An 18,350-nucleotide genomic window follows, 5' to 3' on the forward strand; every position below is an offset into this window, starting at 1 on the left:
CCGCCGACAGCGACTGGTTAGCAGTAGAACTCACGGTCACCGTCTTGTTGAAGGCTAGCCAGCCACCGCAGACACAGATTCAGCACCTACTGGAGGAGGTCGTGAGGTTCTCGATGTGATCGACTGAGGATGTCCTCTGGCTCGCCCGTGAAGGACGAGAAATCGGCTCAGTGGATGCGGTCATACTTCAAGATACGATAGACACCGCGTGGAACATCGTCGCTGATAACGCATCACACGCTGAGTTACACTCCGCAGATGACGATCTCTCGGCGGCCACAATTGAGGCAGACGATGATCGACTTGGTCAGCTCTTAGAAAATCTATTCCGGAACGCGATTGAACACGGTGGTGATGAAGTAACGGTTACCGTTGGTACAATGGACGATGGATTTTACGTCGAAGATGACGGTTCCGGCATCCCCGAGGACAAACGTGATAGCGTGTTTACTGCCGGCTATTCGACTAGTGAAGATGGGACGGGTTTCGGACTCTCTATTGTGAACCAAATTGCCGAGGCACACGGGTGGGATGTCGGGCTGACGGAGAGTAAGGCCGGTGGGGCACGGTTCGACATTACCGGGGGTGAGACCACCTCGACTGATGAATCGAACCTCTGTATCTAACGTTCAAAGTGTCTTGTCGATGTTATGGGTGAGACAGCCAATAGCGAGTTCACGGAACTGTTTCCACCAGTGGCGTGAGCGGACGAATGCCCCGTACTTGCGTTTGAGGCGGGAGTTTACTGTCTCGTTCTGACTGCGCTGACCGTAGAGGTCAGCATCCAGCCGAGCGTTCCACGCCTTATGAAGCGACAAAAACTCGCGGTGCTTGATAAGTGGACGAACACCAGTCTTACCGGCTAACGCACGGATTTTCTGGTCGTCGTATCCCTTGTCGCCGAGGAGAATCACTACTTCACCAGTATTCCGCTTGATGAGCGAGGGCGCGATCTGCGAGTCGTGTTTTCGTGTCGTCGTCACGTGTAAGTCGATAATTGCGTTCGACCTCGTGTCTACGAGGAGCGTGACTTTCAACTGCTGAATCGTCAACTTCGTTCGCTTCGTGTAGTGTTTCGAGGCGTGACTCCGGTCGAACCCCGAGGCGTCGATCCCGACGATGCCGTTGGTCGGGAGGAGTGTGATCGAGATGTTGAGCAGGACGCGCCAAACCGCCATACCGAGTCGATTGAACGCCTTACACAACGTCGAGGGGGAAGGAAGTTCCTCCAGTTCGATGGCTTTCCGAATCCGAGGCATCTCGATAAGTTCGTCAAGTAGGGTTCGGTACGTCGTATTCTTCCGTACCTTGAGACAGAGCAAGACAATGTGCTGGTGAAGTGTGTACCGCTGTTTCGAGAACTTCGAAGAGTAGCGGGCAACAGCGCGCCGAGCCAAGTGATACGCCTGCTCAACGAACCGAAGCAACTGCGACTTTTCGAGAGTATGCATTTGGTCACACTACTGCTCGAACCTGTAACTCTCTGAGGATTTCAACAGAGCCACCTAAAGTAATCATCGACGGCCAGATGATGGGGAAAGAAGAGGTAGTCGGCGGTATGAACTATTATGCCGTTAAGCGGGACTTGACGAAGAGCAGATCGGACGTGACTAATGGGCAAGCAGTACAACGACTTCCACGCCGAGGCCCGCCAGTGAAACAAGAATCCGACTGATTCCGACAAGTCCGTGAGTCTTCTGCCAGCGATATGCTGTCGTCGTATATTTCAACTGAAGAGATCGACAAAAACACCTCCATGGCGAAAAAGCGGGTTATTCATACCAACAACGGCTGTATCATTGCTTGGGCACAAGAGTTGCAAGCGGATCTGAACTGTGTCGAAACAGACAATTAAGAACCTGACTAAAATCAATTCGCTGATTATATTTTAATTCTGTATATACACAAGTAGATAGAAGGCACACATCATTTCCATCCTCCGATATTGAGCACTGCGAATGCCGACTCTCACATTCACATGATAGACGTTTTCTCGATAGTGTTTTCGACGGGAAAGCGATGATGTGCTGTCGGATTAAGCTACCTGCAGCAACTCAAATAGAATAGTTACCGTTGGCGGTGTTAACTGGAGCGGCGGTGTTGACACTTCTGGGAACTAGGCCGGTACTGGTCGGTTATCGTTTCGGCGTCGTCAATCGTCCCCGGGGACCTCAGCGTCGCTAAGTGAGGCGTCGGGCTGGAAGACGATACTCGGGTCCAGATCATCGAGCGGTTCGCCTGCCCGAACCCGATTGGGCCAGTCGTGGTTAGCAAGCGCCCCGGTCCCAAGTGTGATCAGGTCGGAGCTGTCCGCCATTGCCTCCCGTGCATTCTCCGGATCTCCAAGGCTTCCGTTGGCGATCACGGCGACATCGTCGTCGACATACTCGATCGCCAGTTCGGCGAGCGTGCGGTCGGTGTCTGGCACTTCTGGGGCGGTCGCGTCGCCGCCAGTGACGTGGACGTAGTCGGCACCGGCATCTGAGAGCGCCTCGAACAGTGCGGCGGCAGTCTCCTCGCCGTCGGGCCAAACCCGTTCCTCGTCGGTGACTGCTGCCTGAGATGTGCGCACACCGACGACAAACTCATCAGGCGTCGCCTCATCGATAGCTGCGGTTACCTCAGCGGGGAATCGAGCCCGGTTCGCCGGGGAGCCACCGTACTTGTCATCACGGTCGTTGACCAGCGGGTCGACGAACTCATGGAGAAGGTAGCCGTTGGCTGCATGGACCTCGATGCCATCAAAGCCGGCGTCAACTGCGCGTTCGGCGGATGCAACGAATCCCTCTTTCACGTCTACGAGGCCATCAGCATCAAGCGCGTCGGCCTCTGGGAACTCGCCGGACCCGCCGTATAGCTCGGACATCTCACCCGGTGGGCGGTAGGTTGAGGGAGCGACCGAATCATAGCCATAGCGATTGCCCTGTGCTTGCGCCCCAGCATGCATGAGTTGTGCGAAGATGGGGCTACCCTCCTCGTGGACGGCGTCGACCACGCGTTCCCAGGCCACTGCCTGTTCGTCAGTAGCAAGGCCGGGTTGGTTGGGGTAGCCTTGGCTGTGGGTTGCGTCCGGGTGGACGCCCTCGGTGACGAGGAATGAGAATCCGCCGCGAGCGAAGGAGGCGTAGTAGCGGGCCATCTGGTCGGTCGCATGACCCTCGTCGGTCGCGCTCGTACGCGTCATCGGCGCGAGGCCAATGCGGTTGTCAAGAGTGTGGCTATTTAGTTCAAATTCGTCGAAGAGTAGGTCGTCAGTCATCGTAGTTCCGTATGGCGGTTAGACACATAAGGGGTCGGCGGTTGCGTGCTTGATCGAACCACCCAATTGAATTATATTTTTCTGTCTGTGGTTTAGTCTTCGAGGGCCTCAATAATCTCCCGAGCCGTTGAGCTAATTCTACCGAGACGATCCTGGATCACCTCTGAGTCCTCGTTCTCCCACGCCGCCAAGTAGAACGCAGAGCCACTCGTGTCCAATTTGAAAAACCGACCGACAATGTAGGCGACGGCCTCGGCTTCGATCTCACGTTTCGCTCGTTCGGGTTCACTGTCGACATCGAAATGCAACAGTGCATGAGCGTACTCGTGGATCAACGTCACGGCGAGATCGGCCTGATTTGCTCGGGCCTTTGCTTCAACAACAGGGTGAAACGAATGGATGCATCGGTACTTGCAGACGCCCATCGTCTCTCCATACCCCCACTTCTCGGCCTCAACAATACGAACGGTCACACCGAGGTCTTCAGCCACCTCTGTGAGCTTCACCACGAGATCGCCAGCGTTCCCAGTAGCTGCAGTTTCCAGCTCGGGAAGCGGCTCACCTTCGGTCTGAGAGACATCGAAGACAGTTGTAGGTCTGAACCCGACAAGCCCTTTCGACCACTCTCCTGGAGGCGTCTCGTCGTATTCACAGTCGATCTGATCGTGGTAGCTGGGTGCATTCTTGCACTTGGGACAGCGCTTGGCGATGATTGGAGCCCAGATCCAGATCGCCTGCTCGCCCTTCTGGACGTGCCGGTCGAAGTTGTTTCGCCAAGTGTGATAGCCTGCAACCCTCGTTGCCTCGGGACACTGGAGTTTGATGAGCAGGGTATTTCGATGCGAGTAGTCATGGAAGCGACTCTGGACATTAAGCCACTCTTGGAACTCATCGCTCTCCTGTGCATCATCGACGTGGTCGACGAGCTCGCCGATCCAGTGTTCAATCGTACTGTGCATCTCATCGTGTCGGGTGTCGCTCTCCTCGAAGGAAACCGACGTCTCACTGGTAGCCATGATTTTCACTACGACGAGTTCTGCTTCTCCAGAACGCGCCGCACCCCTTGGGGCGCGAAAAAATATCGCGGTTAGGCTGGTGGGAAAATCTGGTATGGGTGCTGCGAGCACTGAGTCGACTACCGAACGAATCAGCTTTTGAGCCGCGAGAATTTAACACACGGATTTTTGTAACCCCTGTTCGAACCTTTTAGTCTATAGTCCGCGTACTATGAACTATGTCGAAAGCTCCACCCTCCACACAGCCACCAGATGTTGGACAGACAGCACACCAGTTCTTTGTTATCCAAGAGCTATTGAGAACTCCCGAACTCGCACGGTTTTACACTGATCTGCTGATCAACTCGCCAACGACAGTTGTTGCCGCTCGTGATCGCCAAGGACTCTCAAAGAGCACTGCCTACAAATATGCCAATACATTGGCAGAGCTAGGCATCGCAACGGAAATAGACACGTACGAAAACGGATCGTCACTGTGGCGTGCTGAACCGGTAAGCGGTAACTGGACGGGTCAAACAACCATCGAACTCGGTCCCGTCCTTATCGCCGTCTATGGAGCAACGAGTGTCGACGACGATCTGGAACTCTTTGTCGATCGACACGGCAAGGCGGCCCTCGCTCCCGTGGTTATGTCGACAATCGAGTATCTGAAAGGCGAAACTACCCGTCGTGGTGTTGCAGATGATCTCGATATCCCTGCTATCGAGGCGATCGCAGTCACTCAGGCGATTGAACGCATCATCACCGTAGTCAAAAACCACGATCCGATACTAACCGAGGTTTCCTTCGACGTTGATGTTCACGATCGGGCACTCGAACAGGGCCCATACCAGCGTGCCGATGAGTGAGGAACACCCATCGCCGTTTCCGACTGCACTCATCTGTGATACGAGTTTCCTTTGAACGATTGGTGGATCAAATAGCGACCCGTACCAGACGTTTATCGAGTACGTCCAGGCCGAGGACCGTCAGCTCTATCTGAGTCGTGGTGTCGTCGAGGAACTGACCGAACAGCGCGGATACATCAGCATCGACTGGGTCGACCGAGCAGGGACGACAGAGTGGATAACGACTGTCGACGACGTACAACTGGGTGTACGAGTTCACGATGGACCTCGTGCTGGAGAAGTCATGGATCAGGTCCATGAACGACTGGCAACATTCGAACAAACCGATCCAGATGTGTTACGAAAGACGGATTCAGAACTGCCCGCAGTTGCTGTGATGTTGCTTGGGTCGACACCACATGAGTCAGTTGGAATTTTGATGGATGACCGGAACGCGGAAAAAGCGATCTCTGGCGTGATTGAGAACACGTACTACGAAGGTCGAATTCGGATTATCGATATTTGGACAGCGATAGGATACATGGAGTCACAGCGGAGTTGATTTCATTTTAAAACCCCCTATTCGGCTGTTCCGATATGTGTTGGTCCGATAATTGATCGACTGTGCTGAAAATGCCATAGTGCATCATCGCGAGAACTCGTTCCCCGCAGCCCTCTTGGGGAGAAAAACCGCCATCAGTAGCAGTCTTAACCAACAATATTCGTAGTTTCCACTGTTTGTTGGTTAACAGCACGTGTGCCCAGAAGGAATCTGTGAGTGCTCTTCTATTCGACTTCGGTCCGGATCTCGTCAGCTCGTCGCTTGAGACGATGGAGAATCAGAACTCTACGTTGGTTCGCATTTTCGTAGGCGACACACGCGCGCAGCGTCTCCATATCCTTGATCGTCGCAATTCCAGCGTCGACGAGCCGAGTATTCGACGATTCGAGACGCTGCTGTGGGGTGAGACCACTCGGTTCTGTGGGTTGATCTGCTGAGTTACTCAAATTAAATCGCCTCCACACCCTGGTGAGGCGATAAAAAATCTGGTCGACTCGTTAATGGGTTATCTCTGCGGGCTGGATCTGGCGTGTCGACGCTGCAAGATCGTGAATGTATACTCCAAGAGCCTCCATTGGCAGTTTGAACGTAGCCAAAAACGTGGGAATCAATCGGTCGACAAGTGATCATCGATATCGGTGAGCGTGAGTAGAGACCAATTGTCTTCCAGACGCTCTTCGAGGCCGTCGACAAACCCACTTTTCGAGAAAAGCATGAACTCCTCTGTGCGACCCTCAGGTCCCCACCGAACCTTTGGAGCCTTTTCTCGTAAACTATCTACCAGTGCCTCTCCGACTGGTTCTGAGGTCCATTTACATTCGGCGAATAAAATTCGGTCATTGGTCGGTGCGAGACCGACGATATCTATCTCGTCTTCGCCGTACCACCACCGACCGACTTCCGAGTACGACTCGAACTCACCGTTTCGAATTCCCTCCCAGATGACTTCCTGACACACATCCTCGAACGTGCTCGCAACATGAGTCGGGAGATCTGGTTCAATCGTCCCATCGTATACGATATCGGGAGCTTCCTCAATGCTGGATCGGTTCGGCTCGACGTACCGGTACCAAAATCGGAGGAACTCATCGGCGACGTGATACCGTGATCGCTTCGATTTCTTGCCCGAGGCAGTCACAGGAACTTCGCGGTCGACGAGCCGAAGACGCCGAAGAGTCTGGAGATATTTCGACAGCGGACCCACATCAATTCCTGTCGCGCCTGAGATCTCGTTTGGGGTCGTATGACCCAGTGCGACTGCTTCAAGAATACTCATATATCGAGCTGGATTCCGGAGTTCTGTCCGAAGAAGGAACTCGGGTTCGTTGTATAACACTGCTGTCGGTGACAGAATCTGTGATTTCACGTTTTCGGCGAGTGAATGGTCGTAATCGAAGAGTGTGAGATACATCGGCGTCCCGCCAGTAATTGCGTAAGATCGAATCGAGTCGGCTGGATCGTAGCCGATGACTTCTCTGGCCTGTGTAAACGAGAACGGCTTGACGTCGAACTGTGCGGTTCGTCGACCATACAACGGACTCTCGTGACCGAGAACCTCTGACTCCATCGTACTTACGCTCGATCCACACAGAACCACCATCGACTCAGTGTCTTGGAGTTGCTCGTCGACGAATCCCTGAAGGTATGACGGGAGCGAGTCGTTCTCAGCAATCAGATACGGGAACTCATCGATGACGACCACCAGCTCCTTTGTTTCGAGTTTCTCGCCGAGATAGTCGAATGCCTCATCCCACCCATCAATCCGCGGCACACGCTCGTCGAAGTGGTCTGCAATCTGGTCGATGAATTTCTCGCGTTGTCGGTGCTCGGCTTCTTGCGCGGCTAAAAAGTATATGTGTGGTCGGTCAGTACAGAATTCTTTGAGCAACTCGGTCTTTCCGACACGCCGTCTCCCGTAGACGACAACGAAATCGTGGCCTGAGGACTCGAAGGAACTATTGAGGGCGTCGAGTTCCTCAATCCGATTGTGGAAGGTCATACTCTAAGTAATCATTAGTACGATAATGACTTATAGGTTGCGAGAATAGGGTCTTCGGCGCGAGTCCGACCCCATCAAAACATGTGTGAAAATGTGGACTCTTTGATTATTCTACTTTGACTCAGATCTCGTCTGCTCGTCGCTTAAGCCGGTGGAAAATCTGAACTCGGCGTTTATTTTTATTCTCGTAGGCGACACACGCCCGCAGCGTCTCCATATCCTTGATCGTCGCAATGCCAGCGTCGACGAGCCGAGTATTCGACGATTCGAGACGCTGTTGTGGGCTGAGGCCACTCGATTCTGTGGATTGATCTACTGAGTTGCTCAATTGAATTCGCCTCCACCCTCAGGTGAGGCGATGGAAAAATCTGGTCGACTCGCTACTTGGGTACCTCTGCTGGTTGGATCTGCCGTGTCGACTCAGCAAGGTCGTCGATATATTCTCGAAGAGCCTCCATATCTGTTCGAGCATCCTCTAGGGTCTTCGCTTTCACCTTTGCCGTAATCTTGTCTTGATCCCGTGTTCCCGTCCCGCGGGTGAGTTGCAGGGTATTTCGAGTGAGACTACAATTTCTGCGAGGGATTTCGGCGCCTCAAATTACCACAGAGGCAATGAAGCTGACCACCAGATCCATAATCACCCAATGTGATCTATGCTAGCGTGAACTATCCACCAACTCATTCACGGCTGACGCCGTTCGCTACTTGAGGGTAGGGACTTAGAGTCTAAAAACAGTTAATCCGCGTCCATTTTTACGAAAGATGACGGAGTAGGGCCTCAGTTACTTCCTCACGCTCATGATGTACCCAATGTGAAGCGCTAGGAAACATCCGCAACTGTCCGTTGTCACAATACTTGGCACTCTTTTTGGCCATCGAGGGGACAAGTCCGATATCATCTTTGCCCCAACAGATCAGTGTCGACTGTGTGACTGTATCGCATGAGGGACTTTCCGACCGACGAAATCCACGATACCAGTTTATTCTCGGTTCGATGCCGGTGTGTCGCCAAGCTGCCTTGTAGCGGGTAATCGTTTCGTTGTCGAATGTTCCGGGATTCGAAGAGATTTCGAGAGTTGCTACCATATTGCCCATATCGTTTCGACTTAGCAGCCATTCAGGGAGCTTCGGTACCTGATAAAACCAGACGTACCAGCTCCGAGCAATCTGTCGGAAATTAGACCGCACGGTATCTCGATACACCGTCGGATGTGGGACGTTGAAGATCCCGAGTCGGTCGACCATGGATGGCTGCCGAAGGGCGAGGTTCCACGCGACGAACGCGCCGAAGTCGTGTCCGATAATGTGGGCCGACTCCCGGCCCTCGCTGTGGATCAACTCACGGACGTCAGCGCAGAGTTCCGATTGTCGGTAGGCATCGATTCTGTCGGGGGCGTCGCTCAGATTGCAGCCCCGCTGGTCCGGGACGACCAAACGGAAGCCAGCGTCGACGAGCGAAGGGATCTGGTCGCGCCAGCCGTACCAAAAATCGGGATGTCCGTGTAGTAGGACAACCAATGGTCCCTCAGGATCGCCAGCGGCTACGACGTGTAACTGCACACCATTGATCTCTCGATAGGTAGATTCTACATCGCAATTGGTTAGTAACGATGCATCAGTGCTTGTGGGTATCTCTGTGGTGGACATAAGCAACGATTTGATCCACAGCTGGATTTGATAGTTGCCACACTCATGAGGTTATTTTTAAATACCAAGTTACTCTGAATCGCGTCGGCTGGAGCACTTCGGGATGAATCTGAGTTGCTCACAAAATCGAAGACCCCTCTGGTTGGAGTATTAATGTACGGTCTTTGGGAGGTCACGCCGACATCAAACTTCAGTGAACCATCTCGCTAAACACACGCTCTTCGACTTTTCGAAGGTGTTCCCCGACCGTTCCAGGAGCGATGCCGACGACCTCGGCAATATCTTCGAGTGATCCCTGACGGGGTTCACTGTAATACCCTAGGTCAACGGCCGCTTCGAGCATTTCTTCTTGTCGAGATGTGATTATATTGCTGTATGATGGCCCGATAGAATCATAATCTCCAGTTTCATGTATCTCAAATTCTGCATAATCAACTCCTTGAAGAGTTTCATACAACTGTTTGAATATCTCGTCGGATCCGAGGTACGTTACTTTGAGATGATCCTCCGATGTGAAACGGATCGGTGTATCAATAGCTAAGATTGATTTTCGTTGTAGTTCTAGTGCCTGGCGAACCGCTTCTGTTGCATCAAATTGACTCACAGCCATCCAACGGTCCTCTCCGGCAGTGAGATAACTAATCACATGAGGCGAATCTTCCATGATCTGCTTGTACCGTTCCTGACTGCCACTTGCCTCAGCAAACAGCAGCACGGTCTCATCAGCGAGAAGTTCGACATAATGAATGGCTCTGCGCTTGATAGAAGGGTCAGCTGACAGCTCCTCGCCAAGTGGATGGAATGTACCATCCTCGTTTGGTTTGACCAACACCGTGAGATACCGCATACAGTAACAAAGGGTTCGTTTGATTAAATCATCACGGATAGTCGCTATTTATATCACATCACTGGTGAGGCAGCGGGCCTACTAGAGTACGTCCGAAATTAAGTCGCGTGACCGATGAAACAGTATCATCACTCGACCGACGACCGGTTCGTCGAGACGGCGATCACAGCTCTCCCTGATGACACCATCCTTGATATTGAAGCACACACAAACATCCCAGCAATCGTAATCCGGGCTGACAAGGTCCGTAGGGCCCTCTCGACGCTTCGCTCGGAGGTAGGATTCGACCACTGCTCGTGTGTGACCGCTCAGGAGTACGACGATCACTTCGAGACGATTTATCACCTCACCAGCTATGATGACCGAACGTGCGAACTATCGGTCGTCGTTCCAACAAACAAAAACGACCCCGTCAGCGAGTCGGCAGCATCAATCTACCGGACGGCTGAGTGGCACGAACGAGAGGCCTACGACCTCGTCGGCATCAAGTATAAGGGCCACCCGGATCTTCGGCGGATTCTCCTGCCCGAAACTTGGCAGGGTCATCCGCTCTCTTTGGATTACGACCAGACCCAGCCACAGATCGTGAGGCTCTGCGAGCACGCCAACCCACTAGAAGAGGACCACCGTGAGGCCGAGGCCGATACGATGTTCCTCAACATCGGGCCACACCATCCATCGACTCACGGTGTACTACACCTCAAAACAATCCTCGATGGGGAACAAGTCGTCGACGTTGAGCCTGATATCGGGTACATCCACCGCTGTGAGGAACAGATGTGTCAGCAGGCGACCTACCGCCACCAGATTATGCCCTACCCCGACCGGTGGGACTGGGGCGGGGCGGGTCTGCTCAACGAGTGGGCCTACGCTCGCGTTATCGAGGACTTGACCGATATCGACGTCCCCGAGTATGCCCAGGTCATTCGGACGATGAGCGCCGAACTGTCGCGTATCCTCTCGCACCTGCTGGCCACTGTCACGTACGCGCTAGATGTCAGTGGGGAGTTCACTGCTACGTTCATGTACGGCTTCCGTGACCGGGAGATCGTCCAAGACATCCTTGAGGACCTGACCGGCCAGCGCATGATGTTCAACTATTTCCGCATTGGCGGCGTCGTCTGGGACATCCCCGAACCCCGCGAAGCGTTTTTTGAGGACGTGCGTGCCTTCACCAACGATCTTCCACGGAAGCTCACCGAGTATCACAACCTGCTGACCAGTAACGAACTCTTTCAGGCCCGCTGTGTCGACACCGGCGAGCTGCCGCCGAAGGTCGCAAAGCAGTACGGCTGTACGGGACCGGTCGCTCGTGGGTCAGGCATTGACTACGATCTCCGGCGGGACGATCCCTATGGCTATTACGACCACCTGGAGTGGGATGTCGTCACCGAGGACAGCTGTGACAATTTCGCCCGCGTACTCGTCCGGTTGCGAGAGATCGAGGAGTCAGCAGCTATCGTAGAGCAATGCGTCGATCTCTTGGAGAGCTGGCCCGAAGACGAGCGTATCTGTCAGGCCAATGTCCCACGGACGCTAAAGCCGTCCGGCGAGTGTTACAGGGCCGTTGAGGGCGCTAAGGGTGAACTCGGGATTTATATCCGTGCCGACGGCACCGAGACTCCCGCACGGTTCAAAATCCGTGGGCCGTCATTCTCGAACCTGTCTGCGCTTCCGGCGATAGCCGAAGGGGAGTTTGTTCCCGACCTTGTCGCGACGTTAGGGAGCCTGGATGCTATCATGGGGGAGGTGGACCGATGATGAAGACCGCCTCGACGCTATGGAGGGATAATTCCAAACAGCAGGTGACCTGCATTGCCTGCGGCGAAACATTCGATCGTGAAGACGCCCGTGAATACGACAAACACGGAGACCGCTGGAACCGCGAGGGCAAATCCTTCGAGTACCTCTGTAAGCCCTGCCATCGTGAGTGCTGTCACCAGAACCGCGACGGACTCGAGCAGGTACTCGTAACGGCCGGGGGTGGCCGAACCGACCGTAAGACGTTCCTCAGACGATTCTGCGACCTGATGATCGATAACAATAATCTCCAATGAGGAATCGAACCAGATGAACACCCATCACAAGGACTGCTTGCCTATGCTGGTTGGATCTGAGGTGTCGACTCAGCAAGGTCATCAATATATGCTCGGAGAGTCTCCATGTCGGTTCGAGCCTCCTCCAAGGTTTTCGCTTTCACCTTCGCCGTTATCTTGTCTTGATCCCGTGTCCCCGTCCCACGGGTGAGTTGCACAGTGAGGGAGACACCGACGTCGCTCCGCTCGACGAACTCTGTGTGGTCTGGCTGGGATTGGGTTGTCGACGATTCCGCGACATCAGTTGCTGGGTGTTTCGAGTTGGACATATGGTTTCAACGAGGCCCTTTAATCGGCCTCGCACCCTTCTGAGGGAAATAAAACTGGCAGGCGACTCGGTAAGTCGCTCAGAGGTTTCTCCAACATCTTAACCAACAATATTGAGAATGGACCGTTACTGTTGGTTAACATTGACCAGTCGACTGTTCTATTCCGGCTGTTGTCCGTATCGAGGTGTTCCACATACTCGACACTCCCAGATCGGTTGTCCACTCCAGTCTTTAAACGGGAGTGACTCGAACTCGACGAAGCGGTGTTCAGTCACCCGATCACATTCCCAGCATTCCATACGGTGTTTCGTTGGCACACTCGGTTGGTGGCTCTCTGTGTGGACATCGTCGACAGAGTCCTGCAGCGCAATTGCAGGGACCAACCAGAGCTCGTTTGTGTTCTCTAGCTGGCTCGTGAGCTGATTTGTCTCGGTGATCGCATATCCACCACATCGTACAGAAACGTCCCATGTCGCTCCTCACGGGGCGACTCCGATACGTCTGTCCACATAGTCCGCTCACGAGCAGTAGCGAGCAACTTCCTACCCTCTACAGAGGCGACTCGCACGGCCTCGGGAAACGAGGGCCACCGGTCGGTCAGCTGTTGTGCAGGTTCCCCTTCGAGATCGTAGATCATCAGGCACTCGTCGACTGCGGGGTCTTTGTCGCGCTTCGAAAGCAGCGTTGCTGCTGCAGATCCCTTTGCCACCGCAGCATAGAACGTTGAGGCCTCGACGAGGAAATGGACGACGTGGAGGAGTGTCGACTCACTATTCGAGCGGTTCTGCTCGTCGTCAGATCCCTCAAGATGGTAGGTGAGACAAAATTTGCACTTCGTTTGCGTAGCGGGGATAGAGGTTTCACAGGAAGCACATTCACTCTCAGTTGGATCGATCTCGTCTGGGTAATCACTGAGTGTTTCAGCAGTAGGATCCTCGAACTCATTGTCGACACCCTCTGCCAGTTCAGCATCCGGAATCCACGTTGCTTCGCCAAGTGGTCGGAGTTCCTCAAAATCAGATTGATGGTCCTTCATAGGTCGTCTGACAATGGTTGGTCCGTCTTCGCGTATATACTTGAGACTCAGAGTTACGGAGGTTGTATAGAGAGTAGCCATTGACATCCTCCCCGCGCTGAAGCGCGAGGATTCCCGAACGTTGGGATATTATGGTTTATGACGTGACCTGTTCTTGAGGTGCGAACGCACCAGTTTCTGTGTCAAACAGGAACGTCGATGGCTGTGCCAACCAGCCGGTACTCCTATCTCCCCCGTCGCAGGTGAGACTCGGAGTTACTTTTTGTCGTATGTTCTCCGCACCATTCACATCCGCGTTGGCTACCATCCCACACCCGTCGCAGACGTACAACCCACGTTCGACCCGGTTTGCGTCCCGTGTCTGCCCGCAACACGAACACGTTTTCGAGGTATCACGCTCTGAGACCTCTTTGACTTCTATACCTTCCATCTCTGCTTTGTATTCGAGCAGGTCGGTGAAGCGGTCGAACGCCCACGAATGCAGATCGAGGTTGCCGTGCTTACCCCAATCTTTTGATTCCTTGGTTTGGTCGTCTTCACGAATACCCGAAAGGTCGCCTACTGCTATCGTTCCGATCCCTTTCTCAACACACCGTTCGACGATGTGTTTCGACAGTGTATGGAAGTAGTGAGTCCGGCGAGCTGACTTCTTATGGTTCAACCGGGTAGCCTGCTCCGACAAAGAATCATCGCAGCGAGCGATCTCTTTGCTGAAATAGTAGTCGTCCTGCTTCAAGCAGTTAAGTGGGTACAACTCAGCATGGCCGCCCTCGTAGGCGAGCGCAGCAAAGTTGTTGATACCGAGGTCGATCCCCACTGTCTTGTCACCGGGTGAGTCGGACGTTTCCACTTCGACTTTACAGACGAAATGTAGCTCCCACTCGTATCCCGTCCAGACAGCCCGAACCTGTTGGGCACTCTCAACCTCCGAGAGATCAACGTCCGGACGTGTCTGGTATTCACAGAGAATGAAGTCCGACCAGTATTCTTTCAGATTCGATCCTTTGGAGAGTCGAACTTGGTCGTGTTTGGTATCAAATTTGAAGCCAGCGGCTTTGAACGTGATAGTGCTTCGTGGGTGGTTGTCACCACGTTTGCGGTAGCCGGGTGGGTTCGCTCTCATGTCTCCGTTGCGTCGTTTTCCATACCAACCACCGAACGCCTCAGCGAGTTCCTGTAGAACGCGCTGACTTGACTGCGAGTGTAGGTCATCGTAGCGTTCGTGATTTTTGAGGTAGGCGGTGAGTTCGTTGTGACTGGAAATATAGCCGATTTCGGACCATATACGGTCGACAGTCCACCGTCCGACGTTCCAGAGTTTTGAAGCGGCGAACCCGAGCAAATCAAGATCGTCAGACACCTGCGACTGGTTCCGTATGGAAGCCGTGTAGGTGCGAGTAACGACCCGATTCACCATACGTAACCTATGTAGCTAAACTGACTTAATAGTTCGGAATGACTTGGAATATCCAGCCTGCTATTGGGAGTGGATTGTATCGTGGTTCGTCGGATTCATCCCCGCGCTAAAGCGCGAGGCTTTCTCCTTGATTCTCCGTAAATCAGTCAGTGCTATTCAGTAGTCGGGTATACCAGAGTGCCCAGAGAATCAACACACTCTGCAGGGGAGTCGACTCCGAGGAAGCGTTGTTCCGTTCTCTGACCTCCCTTACCACCGCTGGATACACCATCCCAACCGAGACCCCACTTAGTATCCCGGTTCGATGCGGTCGATGAGTCCATCGAAATCTGTGTCGAAACTCAACACCGCATCGATCCCATGTGACTCACACAGGGCGACGATCGACGCGTCGGTGAAACTGAGGTCGTGGTCGTCGTATCGGCGAAACTCTTCTAGGGACGCGTGAACGTCGTCCGGTTGGACGTGAAGTAGCTCGAAGACGCGAGGAAATGGCTCTTCACCGAGGATTCGACTGGCGACGGTGTTGGCGGCCTCAAAAGATCCTGTCCGAGCACGTGTTAACGTCACCGTCTCGTCGAAGACGTAGTCGTTCGTGTACGGCTGTCCGTACTCCCCATCGAGCAACGCATCGAACGCATCGACGGCGTGGTCGTGCCGCGCCGCATCCGTGTCATGGTGTGCGAAGAACACGCCGGTATCGACGAAGACACTCATCCGTACAGGATGTCGTCGATATCGTCTTCGGTGGTCGTGACGCCTGACGAGACCATCTCATCGTGAAACCTCTCACGGTCGGCCTCAGCAAGCGGAACCCGTTCCTCACGGAACGAGTCAATGAGGTCGGCTTTCGATTCGATTGCACGCTCTACGAGCCGGGCGAGGATCTCCTGTTGGGTCACTCGTGACCCCGTCTCTAATCGAATCTCGGCTTGTAACCGTTCGAGACGGGACTTAGTATCGTCGTCCATCTTCACCGATGTCGCCATACTACATGGTAGAAGATACTACCGCGTAAACCTTTCTACGGCTACTGCTGATACACTCACCCCAATATTTCACTCCCTCACCAGCTCCAAAACATATACGGCTGTTTCACTACCTTCGGCAAGGGCCCATCACATACAGCAGCAGGCGCTTGAGCCGGGCCAGAACCCCATTCATTGTTGGCGGAGATACTGCAAAATGAAATATTCTGCCCTCACAGAAACCCGTTCAGAGAAGCAAGTCTTCAATCGTATTTTGATGTGAGCGTACAGTCCTCGGTACGACATTTGCAGCATCGGCAACTTCCCGTTGTGTGAGCAGCTGGCCACATTCCTGACCTGCCTTGTAGAGACACGCTGCGGCGAACCCAGAGGGGCGAACACCCACAGTCTTGTCGACTCTCTCCGAGTGTTGGGCCAGCCGTTGGGCTCGATGTCGAACCTGATCCGAAACGCCAATTTCGGATGCAAGCCGTGGAACGAACCCACCGGGCCGAATGGGTTGGGTGGGCAGTCCAAGTTCCTAGTTCAATACTTTGTACGCATTCATGACGCGCTGCTGCTTCACTCGGGCCAACGCTGCGATCTCTTCGATTGTTCGTCCGAGCCCGTTGCATCGACACGTAGCATACACACTCCCTGCGGCTATCGCTTCGATTGAACGGCCGCGAAGGAGATCCTCGTTTTGAGCACTTCGGAAGTGCTGACAGGCTTGGTTACGGATCGACTTAGAAAGTCCGAGGGCACTCGCGATTCGACGGACCTCACCGAGCCCGTGTGCAAGGTTCCGCTCTGCTTTCGAATCGAATCGACCACGGCTATGCTCACGTCGCATCCTGGAGAGTCGACTGTGCTTCGATCCAGCGAGTTGGTTGCCGTTTCCATCGGCCAATCTCGGTCGACAAGCCGTTATCGTGACGAGCCACCGTCCGTGGTGGTCCCACTCGACTTTGTGAGTCTGCGTTATCAGTGGAGCTTCGCCACTCTGGGCCGTGGTCGATCCGCTGATCATCGATAATGAGTCCACAGTCCTCGCAGACGGTTTCAATGCTGTTTGTGCGTATCTGACCACCGCATTCAACACAGGTGGCAGATTGATCACTCGATACATCCTCATCGAAGGTTTGTCCGTAGATTTCTCTCGTAGCCATCCTAAACACGCGACGTGCTTTCTGCACACCCCGCACCCCTCAGGGGCTGAAAAACACGCGGGGCGGTCTACTCGGGGAGTTCACGTCGACCGGTCTTCACACACTCCCAGCACAGAAAATTGTCGTTGAGGTACTGGCAATCACACTCCTGGATATCGGTATTGTCTCTTGGTTCGGTTGATATCTTCTCGGTAGTCACCCCACCATCTGCGACCAGCTGCATCTGCGTGGCGACATCCAGGATTGTTGGTCGGATTGCGAGTGCCGTGCGGTGCTTGCACGGGCCGTCAAATCGCTTGTCAGCAGGGCATTCACAGGTCGTTGGTATCCCGTCGACGATAGTGACACGGTATTCGTGATCGGCAGGGCGGAGATGGCTCTCATTTCGAACGAGGACATCGCCGTCGTACAGCGAAAACGCGAAGGCTTCGTACTGGGCTCGTTTCAGAACACGGTTCGTTGGACTGAGTCTCTCAAGGAGTGATTGAGTCATTGTAGGATGAGACACTCATCAGGAGTGTCCGCACTCCTTGGGGCACCAAAAAATTCTCTGGCTGGAGTGTTGTTCGTGTTCAGTGATTGAGGTCGACCACATCCCAATTGCAAGTAGAAACCCGTACGGACACACCTCTTTTCACGAGCTTTTTGCATCTCGTTTGGAAACGTTCCTACTCATGACCATCCAGTGTTAACCAACAAAGCGCTCTCAAAGCACAATTTGTAGGTTAAGACGAAAAGACTCACCTCCGGACCCCACATATGTAGTCATATATGCTCACAGACACACCCGGAATTCACCATATTACTGGGATTGTCCGTAATGCCCAGGAAAACGTCGACTTTTACAAAGATGTCCTCGGCCTCCGCTTAGTCAAACAAACTGTAAACTATAATGATAAGTTCACTCGGCACCTCTTCTACGGTGATGAAACCGGCTCACCCGGTGCTGTCTTGACGTTCTTTCCATACCCCGCCGAAGAGGATGGTCGACCCGGAAAGCCACAGATCAGTACGGCTGCACTCGTCATCCCACCAGACTCAGTCTCGTATTGGCGAAACAGACTTGCCGAACACGATGTCGACGTTACGGGACCATTCAAACGGTTTGACGGGCTCTGTTGAATCACTAGATGGCGTCGGGACGAGTCACTAAATCGAAGGAGTTGAAGCGGGAAACTGCGGTTGTCTATGACGCAAATCTCCCGCTTCATCGGGGAAGTTGTGCCGGTTGCTCAAAG

19 protein-coding genes and 3 pseudogenes are annotated in these 18,350 nt (G+C 53.7%); 6 read left to right on the plus strand and 16 right to left on the minus strand.

Annotated elements, in window-relative coordinates; all coding sequences use genetic code 11:
* Positions 1-170: 170 nt before the first annotated feature.
* Entirely contained in the window at positions 171-626 is a 456-nt protein-coding gene (locus NO877_RS19180; protein WP_256397905.1) for a sensor histidine kinase, read from the plus strand.
* 3 nt (positions 627-629) lie between these two features.
* Here NO877_RS19180 and NO877_RS19185 read toward each other — a convergent pair whose 3' ends face one another.
* The 3 genes from NO877_RS19185 to NO877_RS19195 form a co-directional block, all read right to left on the minus strand.
* On the minus strand, positions 630-1,451 hold the full coding sequence (locus NO877_RS19185) for an IS5 family transposase (protein ID WP_256397906.1): 822 nt from the start codon (positions 1,449-1,451) through the stop codon (positions 630-632).
* 701 nt (positions 1,452-2,152) lie between these two features.
* Positions 2,153-3,259 carry an NADH:flavin oxidoreductase gene (locus NO877_RS19190; RefSeq protein WP_256397907.1) on the minus strand — a complete coding sequence of 369 codons (1,107 nt, stop codon included), beginning with the start codon at positions 3,257-3,259 and terminating at the stop codon, positions 2,153-2,155.
* A gap of 92 nt (positions 3,260-3,351) precedes the next feature.
* Positions 3,352-4,275, minus strand: coding sequence for an ArdC-like ssDNA-binding domain-containing protein (locus NO877_RS19195; protein WP_256397908.1), 924 nt, complete (start codon positions 4,273-4,275; stop codon positions 3,352-3,354).
* Positions 4,276-4,694: 419 nt separating this feature from the next.
* On the opposite strand from NO877_RS19195, the gene NO877_RS19200 reads away from it, so the two are divergent.
* Positions 4,695-5,123, plus strand: a complete 429-nt coding sequence (locus tag NO877_RS19200) for a DUF7437 domain-containing protein (protein ID WP_256397909.1) — start codon at positions 4,695-4,697, stop codon at positions 5,121-5,123.
* Positions 5,124-5,181: 58 nt separating this feature from the next.
* Positions 5,182-5,664 (plus strand): PIN domain-containing protein, encoded by a 483-nt coding sequence (locus NO877_RS20055; RefSeq protein WP_465262065.1) that lies wholly within the window; start codon positions 5,182-5,184, stop codon positions 5,662-5,664.
* Between the two features lie 224 nt (positions 5,665-5,888).
* On the opposite strand, the gene NO877_RS19205 is transcribed toward NO877_RS20055, so the two are convergent.
* The 6 genes and pseudogenes from NO877_RS19205 to NO877_RS19225 all read right to left on the minus strand — a co-directional run bounded on the left by NO877_RS19205 (position 5,889) and on the right by NO877_RS19225 (position 10,157).
* The gene (locus NO877_RS19205) at positions 5,889-6,110 is read right to left on the minus strand and encodes a DUF8129 domain-containing protein (protein ID WP_256397910.1); all 222 of its coding nucleotides are present in this window, start codon (positions 6,108-6,110) and stop codon (positions 5,889-5,891) included.
* A 161-nt stretch (positions 6,111-6,271) separates the two neighbouring features.
* A complete protein-coding gene (locus tag NO877_RS19210; protein ID WP_256397911.1) occupies positions 6,272-7,663 on the minus strand; it encodes an ATP-binding protein in 1,392 nt (463 codons plus the stop codon).
* Positions 7,664-7,784: 121 nt separating this feature from the next.
* On the minus strand, positions 7,785-7,991 hold the full coding sequence (locus NO877_RS19215; RefSeq protein ID WP_256397912.1) for a DUF8129 domain-containing protein: 207 nt from the start codon (positions 7,989-7,991) through the stop codon (positions 7,785-7,787).
* Between the two features lie 52 nt (positions 7,992-8,043).
* Positions 8,044-8,214: pseudogene (locus NO877_RS20000) on the minus strand (DUF7389 domain-containing protein); the annotation flags it as partial.
* Between the two features lie 202 nt (positions 8,215-8,416).
* The gene (locus NO877_RS19220; protein ID WP_256397913.1) at positions 8,417-9,310 is read right to left on the minus strand and encodes an alpha/beta fold hydrolase; all 894 of its coding nucleotides are present in this window, start codon (positions 9,308-9,310) and stop codon (positions 8,417-8,419) included.
* 190 nt (positions 9,311-9,500) lie between these two features.
* Positions 9,501-10,157 carry a helix-turn-helix domain-containing protein gene (locus NO877_RS19225; protein ID WP_256397914.1) on the minus strand — a complete coding sequence of 219 codons (657 nt, stop codon included), beginning with the start codon at positions 10,155-10,157 and terminating at the stop codon, positions 9,501-9,503.
* Between the two features lie 114 nt (positions 10,158-10,271).
* Between NO877_RS19225 and NO877_RS19230 the strand changes: the two genes are divergently transcribed.
* Positions 10,272-11,918 (plus strand): NADH-quinone oxidoreductase subunit D, encoded by a 1,647-nt coding sequence (locus NO877_RS19230; RefSeq protein WP_256397915.1) that lies wholly within the window; start codon positions 10,272-10,274, stop codon positions 11,916-11,918.
* Positions 11,915-12,214, plus strand: a complete 300-nt coding sequence (locus NO877_RS19235; RefSeq protein WP_256397916.1) for a DUF7562 family protein — start codon at positions 11,915-11,917, stop codon at positions 12,212-12,214. The genes NO877_RS19230 and NO877_RS19235 overlap by 4 nt, the downstream gene beginning before the upstream one ends.
* Before the next feature lie 41 nt (positions 12,215-12,255).
* Here NO877_RS19235 and NO877_RS19240 read toward each other — a convergent pair whose 3' ends face one another.
* The 7 genes and pseudogenes from NO877_RS19240 to NO877_RS19270 form a co-directional block, all read right to left on the minus strand.
* Positions 12,256-12,522 (minus strand): DUF7389 domain-containing protein, encoded by a 267-nt coding sequence (locus NO877_RS19240; RefSeq protein WP_256397917.1) that lies wholly within the window; start codon positions 12,520-12,522, stop codon positions 12,256-12,258.
* Between the two features lie 403 nt (positions 12,523-12,925).
* Positions 12,926-13,639, minus strand: coding sequence for a hypothetical protein (locus NO877_RS19245; protein ID WP_321169437.1), 714 nt, complete (start codon positions 13,637-13,639; stop codon positions 12,926-12,928).
* 55 nt (positions 13,640-13,694) lie between these two features.
* Positions 13,695-14,975 carry an RNA-guided endonuclease InsQ/TnpB family protein gene (locus NO877_RS19250; protein WP_256397918.1) on the minus strand — a complete coding sequence of 427 codons (1,281 nt, stop codon included), beginning with the start codon at positions 14,973-14,975 and terminating at the stop codon, positions 13,695-13,697.
* A gap of 288 nt (positions 14,976-15,263) precedes the next feature.
* Complete coding sequence (locus NO877_RS19255) at positions 15,264-15,692, minus strand: type II toxin-antitoxin system VapC family toxin (protein ID WP_256397919.1); 429 nt, start codon at positions 15,690-15,692, stop codon at positions 15,264-15,266.
* Entirely contained in the window at positions 15,689-15,964 is a 276-nt protein-coding gene (locus NO877_RS19260; protein WP_256397920.1) for a hypothetical protein, read from the minus strand. The genes NO877_RS19255 and NO877_RS19260 overlap by 4 nt, the downstream gene beginning before the upstream one ends.
* A 226-nt stretch (positions 15,965-16,190) precedes the next feature.
* Positions 16,191-17,112, minus strand: a pseudogene (locus NO877_RS19265) (transcription initiation factor IIB).
* A 67-nt stretch (positions 17,113-17,179) separates the two neighbouring features.
* On the minus strand, positions 17,180-17,605 hold the full coding sequence (locus tag NO877_RS19270; RefSeq protein ID WP_256397921.1) for an SWIM zinc finger family protein: 426 nt from the start codon (positions 17,603-17,605) through the stop codon (positions 17,180-17,182).
* 278 nt (positions 17,606-17,883) lie between these two features.
* Here NO877_RS19270 and NO877_RS19275 point away from each other — a divergent pair.
* Positions 17,884-18,222: pseudogene (locus tag NO877_RS19275) on the plus strand (VOC family protein); the annotation flags it as partial.
* Positions 18,223-18,350: the final 128 nt, after the last annotated feature.

The organism is Halohasta litorea (assembly GCF_024494645.1).
GTDB lineage: Archaea > Halobacteriota > Halobacteria > Halobacteriales > Haloferacaceae > Halohasta > Halohasta litorea.